The 17,150-nt window shown below is 69.0% G+C and carries 26 protein-coding genes; 16 read left to right on the top strand and 10 right to left on the bottom strand.

Annotation, left to right across the window (positions count from 1 at the left end; genetic code table 11):
• The coding region (locus tag ACGFH8_RS05690) for a hypothetical protein (protein ID WP_393363831.1) at positions 1-236 on the bottom strand (236 nt) is incomplete at its 3' end.
• Positions 237-334: 98 nt separating this feature from the next.
• Here ACGFH8_RS05690 and ACGFH8_RS05685 point away from each other — a divergent pair.
• The 4 genes from ACGFH8_RS05685 to ACGFH8_RS05670 all read left to right on the top strand — a co-directional run bounded on the left by ACGFH8_RS05685 (position 335) and on the right by ACGFH8_RS05670 (position 3,643).
• Entirely contained in the window at positions 335-1,081 is a 747-nt protein-coding gene (locus ACGFH8_RS05685; protein WP_393363828.1) for a DUF6193 family natural product biosynthesis protein, read from the top strand.
• Between the two features lie 780 nt (positions 1,082-1,861).
• Complete coding sequence (locus tag ACGFH8_RS05680; RefSeq protein WP_393363825.1) at positions 1,862-2,329, top strand: DUF4265 domain-containing protein; 468 nt, start codon at positions 1,862-1,864, stop codon at positions 2,327-2,329.
• A gap of 204 nt (positions 2,330-2,533) precedes the next feature.
• On the top strand, positions 2,534-2,992 hold the full coding sequence (locus ACGFH8_RS05675) for a hypothetical protein (RefSeq protein ID WP_393363822.1): 459 nt from the start codon (positions 2,534-2,536) through the stop codon (positions 2,990-2,992).
• Positions 2,993-3,295: 303 nt separating this feature from the next.
• Positions 3,296-3,643: a hypothetical protein gene (locus ACGFH8_RS05670; RefSeq protein ID WP_393363819.1), complete on the top strand. Its 348-nt coding sequence runs from the start codon at positions 3,296-3,298 to the stop codon at positions 3,641-3,643.
• 134 nt (positions 3,644-3,777) lie between these two features.
• Here the strand turns inward: ACGFH8_RS05670 and ACGFH8_RS05665 are convergent, their stop codons facing one another.
• Both ACGFH8_RS05665 and ACGFH8_RS05660 read right to left on the bottom strand, forming a co-directional pair.
• Positions 3,778-4,020, bottom strand: a complete 243-nt coding sequence (locus tag ACGFH8_RS05665; protein ID WP_393363816.1) for a hypothetical protein — start codon at positions 4,018-4,020, stop codon at positions 3,778-3,780.
• A gap of 88 nt (positions 4,021-4,108) precedes the next feature.
• A complete protein-coding gene (locus ACGFH8_RS05660) occupies positions 4,109-4,330 on the bottom strand; it encodes a hypothetical protein (RefSeq protein ID WP_393363813.1) in 222 nt (73 codons plus the stop codon).
• 282 nt (positions 4,331-4,612) lie between these two features.
• On the opposite strand from ACGFH8_RS05660, the gene ACGFH8_RS05655 reads away from it, so the two are divergent.
• Positions 4,613-5,251, top strand: a complete 639-nt coding sequence (locus ACGFH8_RS05655) for a class I SAM-dependent methyltransferase family protein (RefSeq protein ID WP_393363811.1) — start codon at positions 4,613-4,615, stop codon at positions 5,249-5,251.
• Between the two features lie 48 nt (positions 5,252-5,299).
• Here ACGFH8_RS05655 and ACGFH8_RS05650 read toward each other — a convergent pair whose 3' ends face one another.
• Positions 5,300-6,046, bottom strand: coding sequence for a PhzF family phenazine biosynthesis protein (locus ACGFH8_RS05650; RefSeq protein WP_393363808.1), 747 nt, complete (start codon positions 6,044-6,046; stop codon positions 5,300-5,302).
• Between ACGFH8_RS05650 and ACGFH8_RS05645 the strand changes: the two genes are divergently transcribed.
• Complete coding sequence (locus ACGFH8_RS05645; protein ID WP_393363805.1) at positions 6,045-6,506, top strand: SgcJ/EcaC family oxidoreductase; 462 nt, start codon at positions 6,045-6,047, stop codon at positions 6,504-6,506. The two genes, ACGFH8_RS05650 and ACGFH8_RS05645, sit on opposite strands and share 2 nt — an antisense overlap.
• 121 nt (positions 6,507-6,627) lie before the next feature.
• Here ACGFH8_RS05645 and ACGFH8_RS05640 read toward each other — a convergent pair whose 3' ends face one another.
• From ACGFH8_RS05640 to ACGFH8_RS05630, 3 genes are read right to left on the bottom strand one after another with little or no spacing between them, the layout of a single operon-like run.
• Positions 6,628-6,963, bottom strand: a complete 336-nt coding sequence (locus tag ACGFH8_RS05640) for a glyoxalase superfamily protein (RefSeq protein ID WP_393363802.1) — start codon at positions 6,961-6,963, stop codon at positions 6,628-6,630.
• Between the two features lie 55 nt (positions 6,964-7,018).
• A complete protein-coding gene (locus ACGFH8_RS05635; protein ID WP_393363799.1) occupies positions 7,019-7,210 on the bottom strand; it encodes a DUF397 domain-containing protein in 192 nt (63 codons plus the stop codon).
• Positions 7,197-8,003, bottom strand: a complete 807-nt coding sequence (locus ACGFH8_RS05630; protein WP_393363796.1) for a helix-turn-helix transcriptional regulator — start codon at positions 8,001-8,003, stop codon at positions 7,197-7,199. The genes ACGFH8_RS05635 and ACGFH8_RS05630 overlap by 14 nt, the downstream gene beginning before the upstream one ends.
• Before the next feature lie 443 nt (positions 8,004-8,446).
• Between ACGFH8_RS05630 and ACGFH8_RS05625 the strand changes: the two genes are divergently transcribed.
• The 6 genes from ACGFH8_RS05625 (at position 8,447) to ACGFH8_RS05600 (ending at position 10,891) form a co-directional block, all read left to right on the top strand.
• Positions 8,447-8,722 (top strand): hypothetical protein, encoded by a 276-nt coding sequence (locus ACGFH8_RS05625; RefSeq protein ID WP_393364539.1) that lies wholly within the window; start codon positions 8,447-8,449, stop codon positions 8,720-8,722.
• The gene (locus tag ACGFH8_RS05620) at positions 8,719-8,994 is read left to right on the top strand and encodes a hypothetical protein (RefSeq protein WP_393363794.1); all 276 of its coding nucleotides are present in this window, start codon (positions 8,719-8,721) and stop codon (positions 8,992-8,994) included. Before ACGFH8_RS05625 ends, ACGFH8_RS05620 begins: the two co-directional genes overlap by 4 nt.
• 56 nt (positions 8,995-9,050) lie before the next feature.
• On the top strand, positions 9,051-9,407 hold the full coding sequence (locus ACGFH8_RS05615) for a hypothetical protein (RefSeq protein WP_393363791.1): 357 nt from the start codon (positions 9,051-9,053) through the stop codon (positions 9,405-9,407).
• Positions 9,404-9,811: a MerR family transcriptional regulator gene (locus ACGFH8_RS05610; RefSeq protein ID WP_393363788.1), complete on the top strand. Its 408-nt coding sequence runs from the start codon at positions 9,404-9,406 to the stop codon at positions 9,809-9,811. The genes ACGFH8_RS05615 and ACGFH8_RS05610 overlap by 4 nt, the downstream gene beginning before the upstream one ends.
• A 91-nt stretch (positions 9,812-9,902) precedes the next feature.
• Positions 9,903-10,394: a hypothetical protein gene (locus tag ACGFH8_RS05605; RefSeq protein ID WP_393363785.1), complete on the top strand. Its 492-nt coding sequence runs from the start codon at positions 9,903-9,905 to the stop codon at positions 10,392-10,394.
• Between the two features lie 89 nt (positions 10,395-10,483).
• Positions 10,484-10,891 carry a hypothetical protein gene (locus ACGFH8_RS05600; RefSeq protein WP_393363782.1) on the top strand — a complete coding sequence of 136 codons (408 nt, stop codon included), beginning with the start codon at positions 10,484-10,486 and terminating at the stop codon, positions 10,889-10,891.
• Between the two features lie 23 nt (positions 10,892-10,914).
• Here the strand turns inward: ACGFH8_RS05600 and ACGFH8_RS05595 are convergent, their stop codons facing one another.
• A complete protein-coding gene (locus ACGFH8_RS05595) occupies positions 10,915-11,835 on the bottom strand; it encodes an expansin EXLX1 family cellulose-binding protein (RefSeq protein WP_393363779.1) in 921 nt (306 codons plus the stop codon).
• Positions 11,836-11,923: 88 nt separating this feature from the next.
• Complete coding sequence (locus ACGFH8_RS05590) at positions 11,924-12,295, bottom strand: hypothetical protein (RefSeq protein ID WP_393363776.1); 372 nt, start codon at positions 12,293-12,295, stop codon at positions 11,924-11,926.
• Between the two features lie 181 nt (positions 12,296-12,476).
• Between ACGFH8_RS05590 and ACGFH8_RS05585 the strand changes: the two genes are divergently transcribed.
• A complete protein-coding gene (locus tag ACGFH8_RS05585) occupies positions 12,477-13,013 on the top strand; it encodes a barstar family protein (protein WP_393363773.1) in 537 nt (178 codons plus the stop codon).
• Positions 13,014-13,118: 105 nt separating this feature from the next.
• Here ACGFH8_RS05585 and ACGFH8_RS05580 read toward each other — a convergent pair whose 3' ends face one another.
• Entirely contained in the window at positions 13,119-13,718 is a 600-nt protein-coding gene (locus ACGFH8_RS05580; RefSeq protein ID WP_393363771.1) for a TetR/AcrR family transcriptional regulator, read from the bottom strand.
• Positions 13,719-13,840: 122 nt separating this feature from the next.
• Here ACGFH8_RS05580 and ACGFH8_RS05575 point away from each other — a divergent pair, with 122 nt between their 5' ends.
• From ACGFH8_RS05575 to ACGFH8_RS05565, 3 genes are all read left to right on the top strand, one after another.
• Positions 13,841-14,677, top strand: coding sequence for an SDR family oxidoreductase (locus tag ACGFH8_RS05575; protein ID WP_393363768.1), 837 nt, complete (start codon positions 13,841-13,843; stop codon positions 14,675-14,677).
• Between the two features lie 156 nt (positions 14,678-14,833).
• Complete coding sequence (locus ACGFH8_RS05570; RefSeq protein ID WP_393363765.1) at positions 14,834-16,060, top strand: epoxide hydrolase family protein; 1,227 nt, start codon at positions 14,834-14,836, stop codon at positions 16,058-16,060.
• The gene (locus ACGFH8_RS05565) at positions 16,061-17,002 is read left to right on the top strand and encodes a redoxin domain-containing protein (RefSeq protein WP_393363762.1); all 942 of its coding nucleotides are present in this window, start codon (positions 16,061-16,063) and stop codon (positions 17,000-17,002) included. It begins immediately after the preceding gene.
• The last annotated feature ends 148 nt before the right edge of the window (positions 17,003-17,150 follow it).

Below are 17,150 nucleotides of genomic sequence, written 5' to 3'. Positions count from 1 at the left end.
GCCGGGCTTGCCGCCGGCCGGGCTTGCCGCCGGCCGGGCTTGCCGCCGGCCGGGCTTGCCGCCGGCCGGGCTTGCCGCCGGCCGGGCTTGCCGCCGGCCGGGCTTGCCGCCCCGCCCCGCACCGCGCGGAGCGCGGTGCCTTGATCCAGAACAGAGAAATTCGGCAGCAGAGACCGATACGTGATGTCCTCCGTCGACTGATGCGCAACACTCGTCCGCCAGTTGATCTGCGACACCAGCGCGCTGATCGCGGCAAGAGCGGGTGCTTCGAGTCGACTCGATCCCGGCCGTCTCGCGGCTGTCCTGGCAGGGTGGTGAGGCAGAATCGTGAGCCGTGCCGACCTACCCCGATCCTGTTGTTCTCTATCCGGAGGTTGCTGCCGAGGGCAGCCTTGCGGCGGCGTTGCGAGCCGTCGCCGTCCGGCAAGGGCTGTCCATCCCCGTGCCGGTTACGGCGTCCAGTTCATTGCATGGCGCTGTCGTTCCGACCACCGTCCCGCATCGTGAGGCGTTGGAGGTGTCCGCCAGCCACGTAGAGCGACGGTGGTTTATTCGCGGCTGCGAGCGCGACCAAGGTCTGGCCTTGATCGAAGGAGACACGGTGGATCTCGCTCAGGTGGCGCGAGCCGCGCAGGCGTGGCATGACGGAGCGCCCCTGACCGAGATCCCCCAGGCTGCGTCGTTCGTGAAACTGACTGGACGGTTCGAGGTGCCCGACCGCGATCCGGCAGGGCTGGTCGAATCGGAGTGGCGGCACCTGCGTACGGAGGCAGCGGAGGTGAACTGGCCCGAGTACCACGCGCTCATCGAGGCCGCGTACGCCGAGCCCACGCTACGGCAGCTCTACCCCTTCACCAGCCATTGGTCTTTGCGGTTCTCCACCAGCACCCGGCCCAGCCTCTCCCGCGGCGTCCTGGTGTGCTTGCATGCCAGGCGAGGCAGGGACTACATCGTCACGATGGGCTACATGGGACAGGAACTCGGCGAGACCGCTACAGCGGAGGAGGCCGTGTCATTGGCCGCGCGCAACCTGCCCGCCGAGCTCGGTCCGGTGAGGTACGGCGCAGCCGAACCGAGCTAGTGCTTCTCCGCCAAGCCGTCCGCTCAACGGCATGTCAGGACCTGCACGGCGAACCTCATCCGGGCAATCTGCTCTCGACCCAGGGCGGCCCGCTCTTCATCGACTTCGAGACGTGCTGCCGAGGGCCGATCGAGTTCGACCTGGCCCACGCACGCAACGAGGTCGAAGACCACTACCCGGGAGTCGATCACCATCTACTTCGAGATTGCCGGACTCTCATGCTGGCGATGATCACCACGTGGCGCTGGAATCTCGATGACCAGTTCCCCAACGGCCACAGGCTCGGCAACGAGTGGCTGAGTGAACTCCGGAGGGAGACGGCTCGGTAATGATCTTGCCCGGGCTGGTCGCTGTCGTCGCTTGAGCTGAACCTCAGTCACGCCGACGCTGCGTCACGCTGCGGGGCTACCCGCACCTTGTGCTGGCCGAGCGGGCCCCGCCGTTGCCCGCACCTGTCGTCGCCCGGTTAGTCACCCGCCCGCACCGCTGGGAAGGCCCTGCTGCACATGGCCTCGACATCACGGAGCCCCTCGTCCTCCTCCCAGATGCAGGCCGCGCAGATAGAGAGGTTGCGATAGTCCGGCCTCGGGTGCGCCTGCGGCGCGTGCCCGCACTCGGGACAGGGCTCACCGTCATGACTGGTCACGCTGCGATCGTCGCAGGCGCGCAGCGTCCATGATTATTTAGTTCGCCCGGTGTCCTGGTCCTCGCGACGGTTGACCCCCGCGTGCTCGGGGTGTCCGACGGCATCACGCGGATCGTCCAGAGAGGAGGAACGTGATGCCCGAACTGCCGGACGAGTGTGTGCAGGTGTGGTTTCTCATGCCGCCGGGCAGCAATGCGACGAGCATGGGGATGGGCGCGATACTGGTGGCGCCGGATCGGGTACGGCTGCCGAGTGCGCCGTGGGCCGCGTTCGACGCCGCGATGCACGACGTCTTTCGGGTTGAGCGCGACCACGAGGGCCAGTGGTGGGTCAAGGAAAAGGTCACGGCATCGGGTTACTGCGCGATCCGCATCTGGGCCCCTGACGAAAACGATCTTGAACGCTTCGAGGAGGGTGTCCTGGCTGACTTCGCCCCGCTGCAGGTGAGTGGGGCGGGCATGTTCGGGCTTGTCGTCCTCGATGTTCCACCGGAAGCGGATCTGCCCCGGGTACGGCGGCTCCTACGCGACGGCGAACGCGCCGGCCGTTGGACTGTCGACGAGCTGTGTGTGACGGCGGCGTGGCAGGCAGCCGCTCCATAATCACGGGTGAGCGCGCCGGCAGTGGTCGCGCTCGGTTTCGGCGGGCGCATGACCCCGCCCTGCCGGCGGTACCTGCGGCGACCACGCCCGCTACGGTGGTTCGGTTGCGCTGGGCAAGGAGGACTCATGGGACTCGGTTCCGCTGGACTTGGTGGGCCGCCGAACCTGGTTCCTGCTCGGCGTTGGTCGACAACGCTGGCGGTCGTGGCCGTGGTCACCGCGGGCTGCGCCTCGCCACCCGCACCGCTGCCTGAGAAACACGACATGCCTGGCGTGTGGTGCGGCTCGGAGCGGGAGATCCTCACCCTCAAGGCCGATGACACCTTCGTGATAACCGGGCTCTCGAAGACTCATCTGGACGAGCTGATGGGTGATCCGAACTACGTCGAGGGGTACCGCATCCGGACGGAGTTCGACGGCGTCGCGCCGACCTCCGGATCGGGCAGATGGAGTTTCCGGGTCACGACGGAAGGCTGGCCGTTCCTGGACCTCGATTACCGCAGGCTCGACGGCAAGGAGTCCTCGGACGTCATGCAGCTCGGGGTCGATCGTGACGAGGAAGAGGCGGCGCTCGTCGTCTACGACGGCAATCGGGACAACAGGTGGGTTAGCTGGTTCCGCAGGTGCGACAAGACGGCGCTCACCGGATCGCCGTCGAAATAAGCCGGCGCAACAGATCCGCCGCTGGTCCGCGCGATGATGCGGGCCCGCTCGACGCAGACACGAAGCGGGACGTCAGTCAGGGCCAGTGCGGCACTGGGGACGGCCCGTCGGGTTCCAAGACACCTGTCGCCGCGACGGTGCCCCGTCGCGTCACCGATCTGCCGCTCGGCTGGCTCCAGCCGCGCGAGGGCGGGCTCCCCGGCCGGGCCGTCCGTGCAGGTGTGCCCTACGCCGAGACTCCAGGATTGTCCTGTCGATCTTGAATCGACTGGTCAGGTCACACCGCCCGGGGGATCATGAGGCGTGACCGGTGCGGACGAGGTGCTGAGGATCGCGGACTTGCGCCGAGCGTGCGCGATGCTGTTGGACGCGGCGGAGAGCCGGTACGGCCCGGAGATCCAGCTGTCACAGCTCCACGTCGACTACTACTGGAACGTCGATCTTCGCGCGGCATACACGATGGCCGCGCAGCCGGAACTGGCGATCGACTGTGGGCAGAGCAGCGACGATCTCGCGGAGTTGTCCGGTCTCCTTCAGCGAGATCCGGAGGACGTCGTATCGCTGTGGCACGACATCGGCCACCTGAGTGGGCTCTTGCGGCTGCTGGCGTACCTCGATCTGCCTGACACCGGCGAGGCTCGCGGCGCCTAGCTGGTGGCTGGCTGCGGCCGCTCGGCGGGCGACCTGGTCGAGTGCGCTGCGGGCTGTCGCCGGCGTGACCTCAGGCGAGCCGGATCGTCGGCCCCGTTTGACCGCTGCGTCGGGCACGCCGAGGCGGGCCGCCGCTACGGCCGGTCGTCTGAGGGTCGTGCCGCGTCGCGCCGTCGCAGTTCGACGCGTGTCAGCCAGGCGAGCCCGCCGAGCGCGGCAAGCATGATCCAGCCGACGGGGTTCGTCGGAGCGATCACCACGGCGGCGATGGCGGCCACCGCCCCGAACGCGCCGAAGAGCCACATCGTGCGGAGCGGCATCTCGCGAGGCGGTTGCGGCTCACTCGCGGCAGACGCCGGAGGGTCTTCGGTGGTCATGCGCTGATCTTTGCCGTGGCCGGGTGCCCCGTCAACGCATGGGCTGCCGAGAACTCCCGTTGTGATCCCATCTCGGCAGGAGAGGCAGTCACCGTTCGACGGTCCATCCGAGTGCCGCAAGGCGGTTGATCAGTCGATCGACATTGAGTGTTCGAAACATCCACAGCTCATCATGATCGGCAACCTCGAACTCCAACCCGGCGCTGCGCCATCGTCGAATCGCCATCAGCTTGTCGGCGGTGATCACCAGAGTGCCGGCCCAGATCTCCCGCAGCGTGATGGAGTGCGAGTCTGCCCGCAGCCTCGCCATCGGCCAGCCCGAGTCCGCCCGAACACCACCCCCGACCGTGGGAAGCACGCGGATGCCGCCACGCAACGAGAACCCATCTACGTCAGTCAACCTTCGATCCTCCGTGTCACGGCAGCATCCACACTGGCATCCGTCCCGATCGTCACCCAGTCAGTCAACCGGCTCCTCCACGCGTTTGGGGGACGCGACAGAGAACCTTGCCCAGCATGGAAATGCGCCCCCTCGTCATCTTCCGCGCGCCGCCGCACCGGTGGCCGCCGACCGGGTGACAGCATGGCTTGGGTGACCGCGGCTACCGACTGGCACGACTGGCATCTGCCGTACGACGACGACACGTCGCCGCTGTCGCGCAGGCTTCGGCTCGTCCAGCAGCACATCAACGAGTGGCTGGACCGACGGTCGGACTCCTCGCTGCGCGTCGTCAGCGTGTGCGCGGGACAGGGGCGGGACCTCATCGGCGCCCTTGCGTCGCGCCCGGATGCTGATCGGGTACGCGCGGAACTGATCGAGTACGACCCCCGCAACGTGGCCGCCGCCCGGGCGGGCATCGCCGCCGCCAAGCTCACCGGGTTCACCGTCACCCAAGCCGATGCGGGCGACTTCGCCGCGTACCGGATGGTCGTCCCTGCCGATCTGGTCGTTCTCGCCGGGGTGTTGGGCAACATCAGCGAGCAGGACGTGCGGGCAACAGTCGACGCGTTGCCTCGGCTGTGCGCATCCGACGCCACAGTGATCTGGACCAGGACCCGCCGGGATCCGGATCTCACCCCGGCGGTACGGGGCTGGTTCGCCGCCGCCGGCTTCGCCGAGGAGGCCTTCGACGCGCCGTCCGACGTGCTGTTCTCTGTCGGCGTTCATCGGTTCCACGGACAACCGCGGCAGGCGCCGTCGAGCGGCAGAATCTTCACGTTCACCGGCTGAGGCTCGCCGGGCCGCGCGCCTGGCGTGGGCGCTTCCGCGGTAGCTCGTTCAGAGCGAGCGGATCTCGTCGAGGACCACCCGGCCGCCCACGTCGACGGTGTCGTCCGGGCCTGGCCGGGTCAGGATCTGCGACCCCTTGCCCTGCGTGATGTCCAGCGCGCGGCGCAGCTCGGCGGTGAGCACGATCGCGGACGCTCCGGTCGCCTCGTCTTCGACGATGCCGTCGCCCCGACGGGGAAATCCCCTGGTACGCACCCGACCTGCGGTGCGGTCCTGCCACGCCCACGCGTACAGCCACCCGTCACCGGGCGGCGGAGCCGGTAGCGCGTCGACCTCCTCGGCTGAGGCGTACTGCTGCATGCGCCTGTCGGGTGCCCACTGCGCGCGACCCCTGATCCAGGTGAACTCGCCGTCCTGCCAGGTTGGCACCGGACCCGCCGGCGGGTGCAGGAGTGCCGGCCTGGCGTGAAGCCGACTCAGCAACCAGGACGTGCCCACGAGGGGGTGCCCGGCGAACGGCAGCCGCACGCTGGGTGTGTGGATGTCGACGACCCCGGTGTCGACGTCGTCGACGAAGACGGTTTCGCTGAAGCCCAACCGCGCGGCCACCTCGTGACGGTCCCGCCCGGCGGCCACGCCATGACCGTCAAGAACAACGCCAAGCTGGTTTCCGTACTGACCGCCGGGTCCGCAGAACACCCGAAGTACGTGAAGATCTGGCACAAGCGATGTTATCCACAGCGGGTATGGCACTGACCAGCCCGCCGTTACCCCGCGTGGCAGGATGAGAGCCATGGCTGAGGAGACCGCCGCCATAGAGCGGCTCTACGAGGAGCTGCTGACCGCCTGGAACGACCGCGACGCGCGCCGGTACGCCGCATTGTTCGCTGACGACGCCTCGCTCGTCGGTTTCGACGGCAGCCAAGTCAGCGCGTCGGAGTTGGAGGGGCACCTGGCGCCGATCTTCACGGACCACCCGACCGCCTCCTACGTGTGGAGAGTGCAGGAGGTGCGTCCACTCGGTCCGGCGGTCGCGCTGCTGAGAGCACGGGTCGGAATGGTCCCGCCGGGCCAGACAGATGTGAACCCGGCGGTGAACGCAGTGCAGTCGCTGGTCGCGGTGCAGCAGAACGGAACGTGGCGTGTCGCGTTGTTCCACAACACACCGGCGCAATATCACGGCCGATCCGACCTCGCCGACGAACACACAGCCGACATGCGAGCCGCCATGGCCGAGGCCAGCAGTCGCTCCTGACAACAGCCAACCGGTAACGGCATGGGCTGGACAACTACCTGCACGTCGCGCCCGACCTAGACGAACGCATCCCCTCGCACATCAGCAATCCCTACGGCAACGCAGGGAAGGCCCTATGGGCTCACCGGTGGGTTGCCCCGACGCGGAGCCGGTTGCCGTCCGGGTCGACCACCTCGAACTCGCGTCCCCAGTCCTGCTGTCCGACCGCGCCCACACCGCAGGCGGCCGCCGCGGCATCGATGTCGTCGACGTACAGATACAGCAGGGTGTCCGGCCGCGCGTCCCCGGTGTGCTCCGACAGATGGATCTCCACACCGCCGCGGGCGATGCTCACGTACAGCGGCAGGTCAGGGGCGAACCGATGCTCCCACTGCCGCACGAAACCAAGGCGGGAGTACCAGGCCGCCGCAGCGTTGGCGTCAGTGGTCCGGAGGACAGGCGCGAGGCGTTCGGTCACCCCGGCAGTCTTGCACCGAGTTGCGACGAGAACGTCTGCGCTGGTCGGACGCGCCCTACCGCCGCTCGGCGACCTGGTCGACGAACGCCCGCCAGGACGCCGCACCGAAGGTCAGTGTCGGGCCGGCAGGGTCCTTGCTGTCCCGAACGCCGACGACGCCGGGCAGGTTGTCGGCGACTTCGACGCAGTTGCCCCCCGACGATCCGCTGCGCCGGGACTTGCGCCAGGTGGCGTTAGTGAGGTCCATGATCGTTGTGCACTTCCTTCATCAGCTCGTTGGACTGTCGGCGCGGGAGCGCTTCGTTTCGCACGTTCTCCCACCTCGTCTGAAGAGTATGTAGCCCATCTTCGCTGTCGACCACGATCCCGCCGAGCTGATTTTCGAGGTGCCCGACCCAGGTTCCGTCGTTGGCCCGCGCCAGCGCGAACGGGCCGGACAGCCCGATGTGGAGGCCGGCTCCCGCCGGGATCACGTGCACGTGAACGTGCGGTAACTCGGCGACGGTGATGAGGTGCGCGACCTGCTCCGCCATGATGCCGGCGTGCTCCTCGCCGGCGCGACGAAGCGTGGATTCGTCCAGCACGGCTACCACCTGCGGCGGTGTGTCGCCGGTCAGGATCTTGTGTCGGCTCATGCGAGCGCTTACCTGCTGGTCTACCTCGGTGGCTGACATGAGGTCGTTCAAGCGCATCACCACGCGGGCGTAGTTCTCGGTCTGGAGTAGCCCCGGAATCAGTAGTGGCTCGAAGAGGCGAAGTTGTCGCGCGCCGCGCTCGGCGTCCAGCCACGGCAGGAACCACGATGGTGCGCCGAGTTTCACCACCAATCGTCCGAACAGCCCGCCGTTGCTGAAGGCGCGGTCCGCTCCCCGGATGAAGTCGATCGTCAGCGCCCGGGTGCTGCTCTCCACGGCGCTGACATGCGACGCGCTGAAGCCCGCTGCCCGGCCGAACGCCTCTTGCGTCATCCCGGACGCTCCACGAGCGCGGCGGATCTCACTCACGATGAAGTCCGCTAGGGGACTTGGCACATCAGCCATGCAACGCTCCTCAAATCGGAGATCGGCTTTCCGAGATTCCTCATGCTTCGGGCCTGTTCTGCCAGGTCAGCCCGGACGCCGGGCGTACCTATCGAGCGTAGTCGTCTCCACAGCAGAGTGTCACCAGGCGGCGCGGCCGGGGGATCACGAGGCCCGGTGGTCGCGTTCGTAGCGGGGCCGCTGCCGGCGGGCGAGCACTCACGGGAGCGGCCCCTTCCCAACAGACACCAGGGGGAGACCGTGCCCGACAACGTGCCCGAGATACCCGAGCCCGAGATACCCGAGCCCGAGATGCCAAGGCCCGAGATGCCAAAGCGCGCGAACCCGGCCGCGACAAGCGCCACCTGCGGCTCCCGGCCGCCCGAGTCGGTGAGTCCCCACGTCCAACGTTCGGGTGTGAGCCGCGTTTTCGCGTACCCCTGGGGGTTGTGGTGATCGCGACGATGAAGGCCGGCGACGTGGTCCTCCTGACCACGGCCGCGAGCGTGCAGTTCCTGCGCCCGATCTTCGTGCGTGTCATCCGTGAGTTGCCCGAGCGGCACACGTACGACGGCTGGGTGTGGATCGAGGCCTACGAGCTGAACGTCGCCGGCGACGCGGTGGCGCGGCGAGAGTTGTACGTGCGGCGTGGGGGCGTACGGTTCCAGGCCCAGCCCGCCGCGCCGACCACGCCCACCAGGCGCCGGCCCGTCCGCAGAGGTCCGGTGCGGGTCGGATGACCCCCCGTCCTCGCCCACACCTGCCGATGCGCCCGGCGTGGCTGTGCCGCAACTGCGCCGCGCCCTGGCCGTGTGGCCCGGCACAGCTCGACCTCGCGGCCGAGTTCTACGGTCATTCGATCGCCCTGGCGTTCTACCTGGCCGCGTCGATGCACGAGGCGATCGACGACGTACACGGTCTGGGTCTGCGTCCGAACCTGCCGGCGATGCACGCCCGGTTCCTCGGGTGGTTGTCCCTGGCCCGACGGCCTCGCCGGTCCGGTCGAGCCTGAGGCCGCGTGCTTGGGGCTTGCATCTGGTACCTGGGTACAGGCTTACCGTCGAGGGTATGAGTGCTCCCCACGTCCCGACGGACGACGCCTGGGTGCCGGAGGCCTGCACCCTCCCGACGGCCGAACGGCCGCTGCGGCTCGCCGAGTTCGATCAGTTCTGCACCGCTGCGGTGCGGGGCCTGGACCGGCTGTCGGCGCGGCATCTGCGGTTGTGGCTCGATGGTGGTACGCGGACCGAGGAGATGGCGCGGGACCTGATGGCCCGTGAGTCGTCCTGCTGCTCGTTCTTCACGTTCGGTCTCTCCCGGCCGGACCCCGACTCGCTCTGGCTGGACGTCCGGGTGCCGGCGGCCCACGTCGGCGTGCTCGACGCCCTCGCCGAGCGGGCCGTGTCTCTGCGGGATCAGGGGTGACCGGGGCGGTCCTGCGCAGCGGTCAACTGGCCGATGCGGCGGGAGTCAACCAGCAGACGCTGCGCTACTACGAGCGTCGGGGCCTGCTCGACTCGCCGCAGCGGTCGCCGGGCGGGCACCGGCTCTACCCGGCCGAGACGGTCACCCTGCTGCGGGTCATCAAGGCCGCGCAACGCCTGGGCTTCACCCTCGACGAGGTCGCGGAGGTGCTGGACGCCGGCCGGCACCGGGGCCGATCCGACACCGGCCTCCAGGCGCGTGCCAGGGAGAAGCTCGTCGAGGTCGAGCAGAGGCTGACGGATCTGACCGTCATCCGCGACACCCTGCGCGACGCCATCTCGGCCGGTTGTGACGACCTGGTCGCCTGCGCCGAAAGCTCCTGCTGCCCGCTGCCTCTCTGCTGATCGGGTGGATCAGCTCCGGTGCGGGAAACGGCGCCCACGCCGATCAACGACGGTCCGAGTCGGGCTATGCGGGATCGCTTAGCCTCGGCTCGTGGACGACACACTGCTGCACCGGCTCCGGGTCGAACAGGCTCGAGCACTGCTCGACGGCGTCGACCCGCACCACGCGGTCATGCTGGCCTGCGACCTGCTGGTGGCCGGCGTCGACGGCGAGGCCGTCGTGGCGCTCGCGTCGGAGTCCGCCCGGACACTGCCGGCGCACGCCGCGGATCGGCGTCTGGCGGCGGTCATCGCCGAGCTGGGCCTTCCGGAGCCGGACCTGTCAACCGCGGTGGCACTGATCGCGGCCGATACCGCCGAGCGGATCCTCGACCGGAGCATCACCGCCGAGGTGGGGACACACGGTCTCTACGTGGTGGGATACGAAGGCAGTCAGATGGACGACCTGCTTCCGGCCGTCACCGCGCTGGCCAGCCGTCTTGAGGACGACCTCGGCGGACGGGCCGACGACGAGCTGCGGATCCAGCTCGCCGCGCTGGCGCGGACCATCCTCAACCGCACGCCAGCCGGAGATCCGGCTTGAGGCACCTGGCAACGTCGGCGACCGCCTAGCCGCGTGACCTCGCTGGTTGTGGCCTGTCGACCGCTCGGTCACCGAGTTTAATCTTGTGCATGGTCCGACGACGCACGGAAAAGCTGGCGAACGCGGTCGGTGTAGTGACCCTTGGCTTCGGTGTGGTGCTGACGGCCATGCCACGACGCAGCGCGGCAGCCCTCGGGTTGGGCGACCGCCCCGTGTTGGCCGGAGCGGTCGGTCTGACTGATCTCGTTGTCGGTTCTGGTGTTTTGCTCGGGCGTCCTCGCTGGCCGTGGATGGCGGCGCGGGCCGCCTTGAATCTCGTGTTGACCGGTTGCTACGCGGCCGAGGCCAACCGCCCGGACGGTAATCGTCGGGCCCGCTCGGGAGCGATTGCCATGGCGTCGCTCACCGTCGTGGACACGGCCCTGGCCCTTGCCCTGGCGAAACAGCGTGGCGGGGAACGTGCCAGTTCTCGGACCCCAGCTCGCCCGATGCCGTGACCCGGGCAGGTGCGGGCGGGCGGTCAGCAGCGGGGGGCGTCGATCGGGGCGGCACCGGCGAGCGCTTCGACTGTTGCCGTTGGCGCGACCGATTCGGCGGGGGTCGGCGAGGGCACGATGGACGGCGGCGCCGAGGGTGAACTGCTGGGCTTGGACGTGGGGGCGGTGAGGACGGCCGTGCTGCGTTGGACCTGCTTCGTGACCATCCGGATGGCGGTGGCGGTCGCCTGGCGCCCGTACACGTCGGTGACCCTGATGCTGTACGGCCCGGCGCCGAAGCCGCCCTCGACGGTCCAGTAGTTGTCGCTCTGGCGGGCCGCCTTGCGGAAGCCGCCGCCGGGTCCCTTCGCCTCGACCGAGCGGAGCGGGTTGCCGTGGTTGCCGACCTGCACCGCGAACCAGTACCGCGAGGCGCCGCCCTTCAACCGGAAGGTGAGGCCGCCGTCGAGCGGAGGGTTCACCGCCGCCCGGTACGTCACCTGCGCGATGCCCTGCGCCCGGTCGGCGATCTTGGCGAACGCCTCGTCGGAGAGGTCGATCTTGCCGGTCCCGCACCCGCCGCACTGGTCCATGACCATGACCCGGACAGTCCCCTTCGGGCCGGTCACGTCCAGGTAGCTGCCGCAGGCTGCGGACCCGGAGTACGTCGACGAGCCGACGGCCACGTAGAGCCGGTTTGCGGGTGGGCCCGGGAAGGAGCAGTTGCCGCCCGAGCGGCCGGCGTCGTAGAAGCTGGCCTTCGCCTTGTGGACGGTGTTTCCCGTCGGTGGCGCGGCGCAGGCCGGGGTGGCGCCGCCGCGGACGGCGAGGGTGATGCCGAGTACGGCGGCCAGGGCGGTGACTCCGGCGCCGGCCAACAGGTGTCGGACCCGCCGATTCCGCCGGGGCGTTCCGTTGGTGCCGTCCGGGGTGTCGTTCGCGAGGTCCGTGCCTGGTGCCGTCACGGCGCCTGATGTTGCCGCACCACCTCGCGACGGTGCAACAACGCCCGCCTGGCTTCCCCGCTGCCGTCACCGACCGTGTCGGCCGCGGTCACTCGCCCCAGTCGAGTTGGTGCTCCGGTACGCCGACGCTCCGGCCGTGCGCCACGGCGGCGTCGCGTCCCGCGCGGTCGCCCTTTGTGTAGCGGAAAACGCGGCCGGGGAAGACGACAACGTGATCGTCGCCGACCTCGAAGTCCGCGTACCAGCCCTGGTCGCCGACCAGGATCTCGGCCAGCGCCGTCGCCAGCTCATCGGCCGCGTCGTCGGGCGCCTCGAAATCCAGGAAGGTCCAGACCCGCGGCTGGCCTGCCGACGTGGAACTCGACACGTCGTGTCGGCCCACCCGCACGACGTGAAGCGACGGGATGCGCAGGTCGGCACCGACACGCAGGCTCTCGGTCAGGAGTCGTCCCCGTAACACCAAGCGACCTTCTCATACGCGCGGCCGCACGAGAAGGCGCTCCTCGGCCCGGGCCGTCGGGCTGGTCGCCGGACCGGCGGGGGCACAACCGGTTCAGGGCGATGGCGACGACGAGGTCGGCGTACCCGGCGGTGAGGTCGCGGTCGGTGTGGCCCCGAACGTGGCGTTAGCCTCGTGAGTCATGGCGGCCTTTGACCCCGCGGATGAGCTCGGGCACGATCTCGACCTCCGACTGCTGACCAATACCTCGGTGACCCTGTTCTGGCGTACGGCGATCCTGGATCGAACCACCGCCTGGTTGAGCGCCCACGGCTACCAGGTCACCCGCATCGACGCCGCACACTGGACGACCGAGCGCGATCTCCACCGCGATATCGCCGCTGCGCTGGACTTTCCCCACTATTACGGGCATAACCTTGACGCCCTGAACGACTGCATGCGAGACGTCGTCAGTCAGGGCTACGGCTGGGCGTCGGATACCACCGGCCTGGCGCTGGTATTCCAGGGTTACGACAGCTTCGCCGCCCGCTGCCCCCGTGCGGCTCAGAGCGTGCTCGACATCGTGGCTGACCAGTCTCGCCGCGCGGCCCTCCTCGGTCGCCGCCTGATCTGCCTGGTGCACAGCAATGATCCGCGCATTCGATTCGAGCCGGTCGGCGCAACTCCGGTCATGTGGAACGAAGCTGAATGGCTCGACTCCAGGCGGCGCGCCGACTGAACCCGGACGGGCCACGCCAGCGGCGCGGGTGCGCTCCCCTCGGCTGCACGGAAAGCGGGGTGTCCAGTGGCCGGGGATGGGCCGGATTCAAGGAAGTCGAGTGGATCAAGCGGGCCGGCGGGGGCGTAGTCCGTTGAGGGCGGTGGTGACGACGAGGTCGGCGTACTCGGCGGTGAGCGGTCCGCTGCGCTGGGACCATCGGCTGAACAACGGTCCCCAGATCAGGTCCACCGCCACGTCCAGGTCGATGTCCTCGGCCAGTTGTCCGGCCCGTTGGGCGCTGCGCAGGCGCTGCCGTTTGGCCTCCTTCAACGGCCCGTCCAGGCGTTCGGCGTAGGCCGCCGCCAGCTCGGGGTCGAGCGCGATCTCGGTGGCCAGAGCGCGCATCGGTTGCTCGTACCGGGGGTCGTTCATCTCCTCGACCGTGGCGCGGAGCACAACTGTCAGGTCGGCGGTCAGGTCGCCGCTGTCCGGCAACGTCGGCGGCCCACCCTCGGTGGCCTCGCTGAGCATGAGGAAGGCATCGAAGATGACCGCGCCCTTGGACGGCCACCAGCGGTAGATGGTCTGTTTGCCGACGCCGGCGCGCGCGGCGATGCCCTCGATGCTGACCTTCGCGTACCCGATCTCCTGGAGCAGGTCGAAGGCCGCGGTGAGGATGGCGCGTCGGGAGGTCTCTCTCCGGCGGGCCGTGTTGGGCGTCATGGGGCACCACGATAGCAGTGGCGAGACGAACCGTCTCGTCTTGACGGCTGGGGTGGCGCGGCCTAGTCTCTCCTTCATAACGAGACGGACCGTCTCGTCTCGTCTGAGGAGTGGAGACCGACATGCGTACCTGGTTCATCACCGGCGCCAGCCGCGGCCTGGGCCGCGCCTTCGCCGACGCGGCGCTCGATCGCGGGGACCGGGTGGTCGCCGCCTCCCGGACCATCACCCGCGACGACTTCGACGAGCGGCACGGCGACCGGCTGCTGGCCCTGACCCTCGACGTGACCGACCGGGCGGCGGTCTTCGCCGCCGTGGCCGCCGCCGTCGAGCACTTCGGACGACTCGACATCGTCGTCAACAACGCCGGCACCCTGTCCATGGGAATGGTCGAGGAGTTCACCGAGGCGCAGGCGCGAGCCCAGTTCGAGGTCAATCTCTTCGGCGCGTTGTGGGTCGGTCAGGCGGTGCTGCCGCAGTTGCGCGCCCAACGGTCCGGCCACATCGTGCAGGTGTCCAGCATCGCCGCGCTCGGCGGTTTTCCGAGCACCGGTATGTACAGCGCGAGCAAATTCGCCCTGGAGGGCATGAGCGAGGCGTTGGCAATGGAGGCGGCGGCCTTCGACATCACACTCAGCATCGTGCAGCCGGGCGGTTACTGGACCGACCTCTACACCAGTTTGAGCGCCACCAATCCGATGGAGGTCTACGCGCCGCTGCGCACCGAACTGGAACGGCAGTGGGCGCAGGGATCGGTCGACAGCGAACCCCGGCTGGCCGCCGAGGCGTTGCTGCGCCTGGTCGACAGCGACGACCCGCCGCTGCGGCTCCTGCTCGGAAGCATGGCGTACGACCTGGCGTTCGACGTCTCCCGCCGACGGATGGACACCTGGGCGGGCTGGGAGCAGGTCAGCCGAGCCGCCGAGCACGCGGTAGCCGCCCCCGGGCGGGACCGCTGAGGGACTGCTCGTATCGCCACGAGCCCGGGGCGCGGCGTTCTAGGCTCCGAGATATGGCGGCGGCGTGCCCATCTCGAATTGGCACACACGTCCGGGCAGAGCCTTCACCCCATGATTCCCCTCACGAGGCGCAAACCTAGACGGAGAGGAACACGCATGGCTGTCAAGACCAAAGCTCGCCCCGGCACCACGGAGATTCGGCCGTTCTCGGTCGACATTCCCCAGGCGGACCTGGACGACCTGAAACGGCGCGTCGCGGCCACCCGCTGGCCGGACAAGGAAACGGTGGACGACCAGTCGCAGGGCGTGCCACTCGCGACCATCCAGGCCGTCGCCCGCTATTGGGAGAAGGAGTACGACTGGCGCAAGGTCGAGGCGCGCATGAACGCCGTACCGCAGTTCATGACCACCATCGACGGCGTCGACATCCACTTCATCCACGTGCGTTCGAAGCACGAGGACGCGCTGCCGCTGATCGTCACCCACGGGTGGCCCGGGTCGGTGATCGAACAGATGAAGATCATCGAACCGCTGACCGACCCCACCGCGCACGGCGGCAGCGCGTCGGACGCCTTCCACCTGGTGATCCCGTCGTTGCCCGGGCACGGCTTCTCCGGCAAGCCGACCGCGTCGGGCTGGAACCCGGAGAAGATCGCGACCGCCTGGACCGAGCTGATGAAGCGTCTCGGCTACTCCCGGTTCGTCGCCCAGGGCGGCGACTGGGGCGCGGTCATCGTGGACCAGATGGGAAAGCAGGCGCCGCCGGAGTTGCTCGGCATCCACACGAACATGCCCGGCGCGGTGCCACCCGACATCGACCTGTTGTTCCAGGGCGACACCACGGGCGCGAACAACGCCATGGGCTCGCTGCCGTCCGGTCTGTCCGACGACGAGATGCGCGCCGCCGAGGAAGTCAACTACGTCTGGAAGCACGTCGCGTACGCCCTGATGATGGCGACGCGTCCGCAGACGTTGACCGGGCTGGCGGATTCCCCGGTCGGTCTCGCGTCCTTCCTGCTCGACCACGACGCGAAGAGTCTGGCCCTGATCGCGCAGGTCTTCGACGGGGCCACGGCGGGCCTCACCCGCGACGACATCCTGGACAACATCTCGCTCTACTGGCTGACGAACACCGCGGTCTCCGCGTCCCGGCTGTACGCGGAGAACAAGCTGTCGTTCTTCGCCGCCAAGGGCGTGAACGTCCCGGTCGCGGTGAGCGTCTTTCCCGACGAGCTGTACGAGGCGCCGCAGAGTTGGGCCGAGCAGGCGTACCCCAACCTCATCTACTTCAACAAGCTCGACAGAGGCGGGCACTTCGCGGCCTGGGAACAGCCGAAGATCTTCTCCGAGGAGCTTCGCACCGCCTTCCGGTCGCTGCGCTAGATGGCCGTGCACCTGCCCCCGCTGAACGGGGCGGCCGAGTGGCTCAACTCCGAGCCACTCGGCCCCGCCGACCTGGGTGGTCGCGTCGTCCTGGTCAACTTCTGGACGCTCACCTGCATCAACTGGCTGCGCCAGGAGCCGTACGTGCGGGCCTGGTCGCAGGCCTACCGCGAGGACGGGCTGGTCGTGATCGGGGTGCACACCCCGGAGTTCTCGTTCGAGCACGACGTCGACCGGGTGCGGCGGGCGGTGGCGGCCCGGTCGATCGACTACCCGGTGGCTGTCGACAACGACCACGCGATCTGGCGTGCCTTCGCCAACCAGTACTGGCCGGCGCTGTACTTCGTCGACACCGGCGGGGTCATCCGGGACGAACACTTCGGTGAGGGCCGCTACGAGCAGTCCGAGCGGGTGCTTCAGCAACTGCTCGGCATCGAGCGGAAACCCGTACCCGTCCAGGGGTTCGGCCCGGAGGCAGAGGCCGACTGGGGCAACCTGCGCACGCCCGAGACGTACCTCGGTTTCGGTAGGGGCGAACACTTCGCGTCGCCGAACGGCCCGGCGCTCGACGAACGCCGCGCCTACGACCTGCCGGCGAGCCTGGGCCTCAACCAGTGGGCGCTGGCGGGGGAGTGGACGATCGGGTCGGAGAACGTCGTGCTGGACCGTGCCGGCGGTGGCATCGCCTTCCGGTTCCACGCCCGCGACGCGCATCTCGTGCTGGCCCCCGGGGCGGGACAGTCGATCCCGTTCCGGGTGCTGCTCGACGGCGAGCCTCCCGGCCCGTCCCACGGCGTCGACGTCGACGCCGACGGCAACGGTGTGCTGGCGGACGGCCGCCTCCACCAGCTCGTCCGCCAGGACGGCGTGGTCGGCGAGCGGACCCTGGAGATCACGTTCGGCGAGCCCGGCGCGACGGCGTACGCCTTCACCTTCGGATAGACCCGGAGAGCCACCCGAGCCACCCGAGCCGCCCGAGCCACCCGAGCAGCGCGCCTCCGCGCGCCAGATCTTGGATAGTTTCCGCGGCCCCACCACCAGATCTTGGACACTTTCCGTTACGCGCTAACAGTTACGCGCTAACGGAAAG

It is taken from the genome of Micromonospora sp. NPDC049175 (assembly GCF_043197345.1).
Classification (GTDB): Bacteria; Actinomycetota; Actinomycetes; order Mycobacteriales; family Micromonosporaceae; genus Micromonospora.
This window is presented reverse-complemented; position numbering and strand designations above follow the sequence as displayed.

Bases quoted from the DNA above. Each gene is read 5' to 3' on its own strand.
- ACGFH8_RS05680 (WP_393363825.1), top strand. From the start codon at position 1,862: ATGCCCGAACTGCCGGACGAGTGTGTGCAGGTGTGGTTTCTCATGCCG.
- ACGFH8_RS05665 (WP_393363816.1), bottom strand. From the start codon at position 4,020: ATGACCACCGAAGACCCTCCGGCGTCTGCCGCGAGTGAGCCGCAACCG.
- ACGFH8_RS05660 (WP_393363813.1), bottom strand. From the start codon at position 4,330: ATGGCGAGGCTGCGGGCAGACTCGCACTCCATCACGCTGCGGGAGATC.
- ACGFH8_RS05645 (WP_393363805.1), top strand. From the start codon at position 6,045: ATGGCTGAGGAGACCGCCGCCATAGAGCGGCTCTACGAGGAGCTGCTG.
- ACGFH8_RS05650 (WP_393363808.1), bottom strand. From the start codon at position 6,046: ATGGCTCTCATCCTGCCACGCGGGGTAACGGCGGGCTGGTCAGTGCCA.
- ACGFH8_RS05635 (WP_393363799.1), bottom strand. From the start codon at position 7,210: ATGGACCTCACTAACGCCACCTGGCGCAAGTCCCGGCGCAGCGGATCG.
- ACGFH8_RS05630 (WP_393363796.1), bottom strand. From the start codon at position 8,003: ATGGCTGATGTGCCAAGTCCCCTAGCGGACTTCATCGTGAGTGAGATC.
- ACGFH8_RS05625 (WP_393364539.1), top strand. From the start codon at position 8,447: ATGAAGGCCGGCGACGTGGTCCTCCTGACCACGGCCGCGAGCGTGCAG.
- ACGFH8_RS05620 (WP_393363794.1), top strand. From the start codon at position 8,719: ATGACCCCCCGTCCTCGCCCACACCTGCCGATGCGCCCGGCGTGGCTG.
- ACGFH8_RS05615 (WP_393363791.1), top strand. From the start codon at position 9,051: ATGAGTGCTCCCCACGTCCCGACGGACGACGCCTGGGTGCCGGAGGCC.
- ACGFH8_RS05600 (WP_393363782.1), top strand. From the start codon at position 10,484: ATGGTCCGACGACGCACGGAAAAGCTGGCGAACGCGGTCGGTGTAGTG.
- ACGFH8_RS05585 (WP_393363773.1), top strand. From the start codon at position 12,477: ATGGCGGCCTTTGACCCCGCGGATGAGCTCGGGCACGATCTCGACCTC.
- ACGFH8_RS05580 (WP_393363771.1), bottom strand. From the start codon at position 13,718: ATGACGCCCAACACGGCCCGCCGGAGAGAGACCTCCCGACGCGCCATC.
- ACGFH8_RS05575 (WP_393363768.1), top strand. From the start codon at position 13,841: ATGCGTACCTGGTTCATCACCGGCGCCAGCCGCGGCCTGGGCCGCGCC.
- ACGFH8_RS05570 (WP_393363765.1), top strand. From the start codon at position 14,834: ATGGCTGTCAAGACCAAAGCTCGCCCCGGCACCACGGAGATTCGGCCG.
- ACGFH8_RS05565 (WP_393363762.1), top strand. From the start codon at position 16,061: ATGGCCGTGCACCTGCCCCCGCTGAACGGGGCGGCCGAGTGGCTCAAC.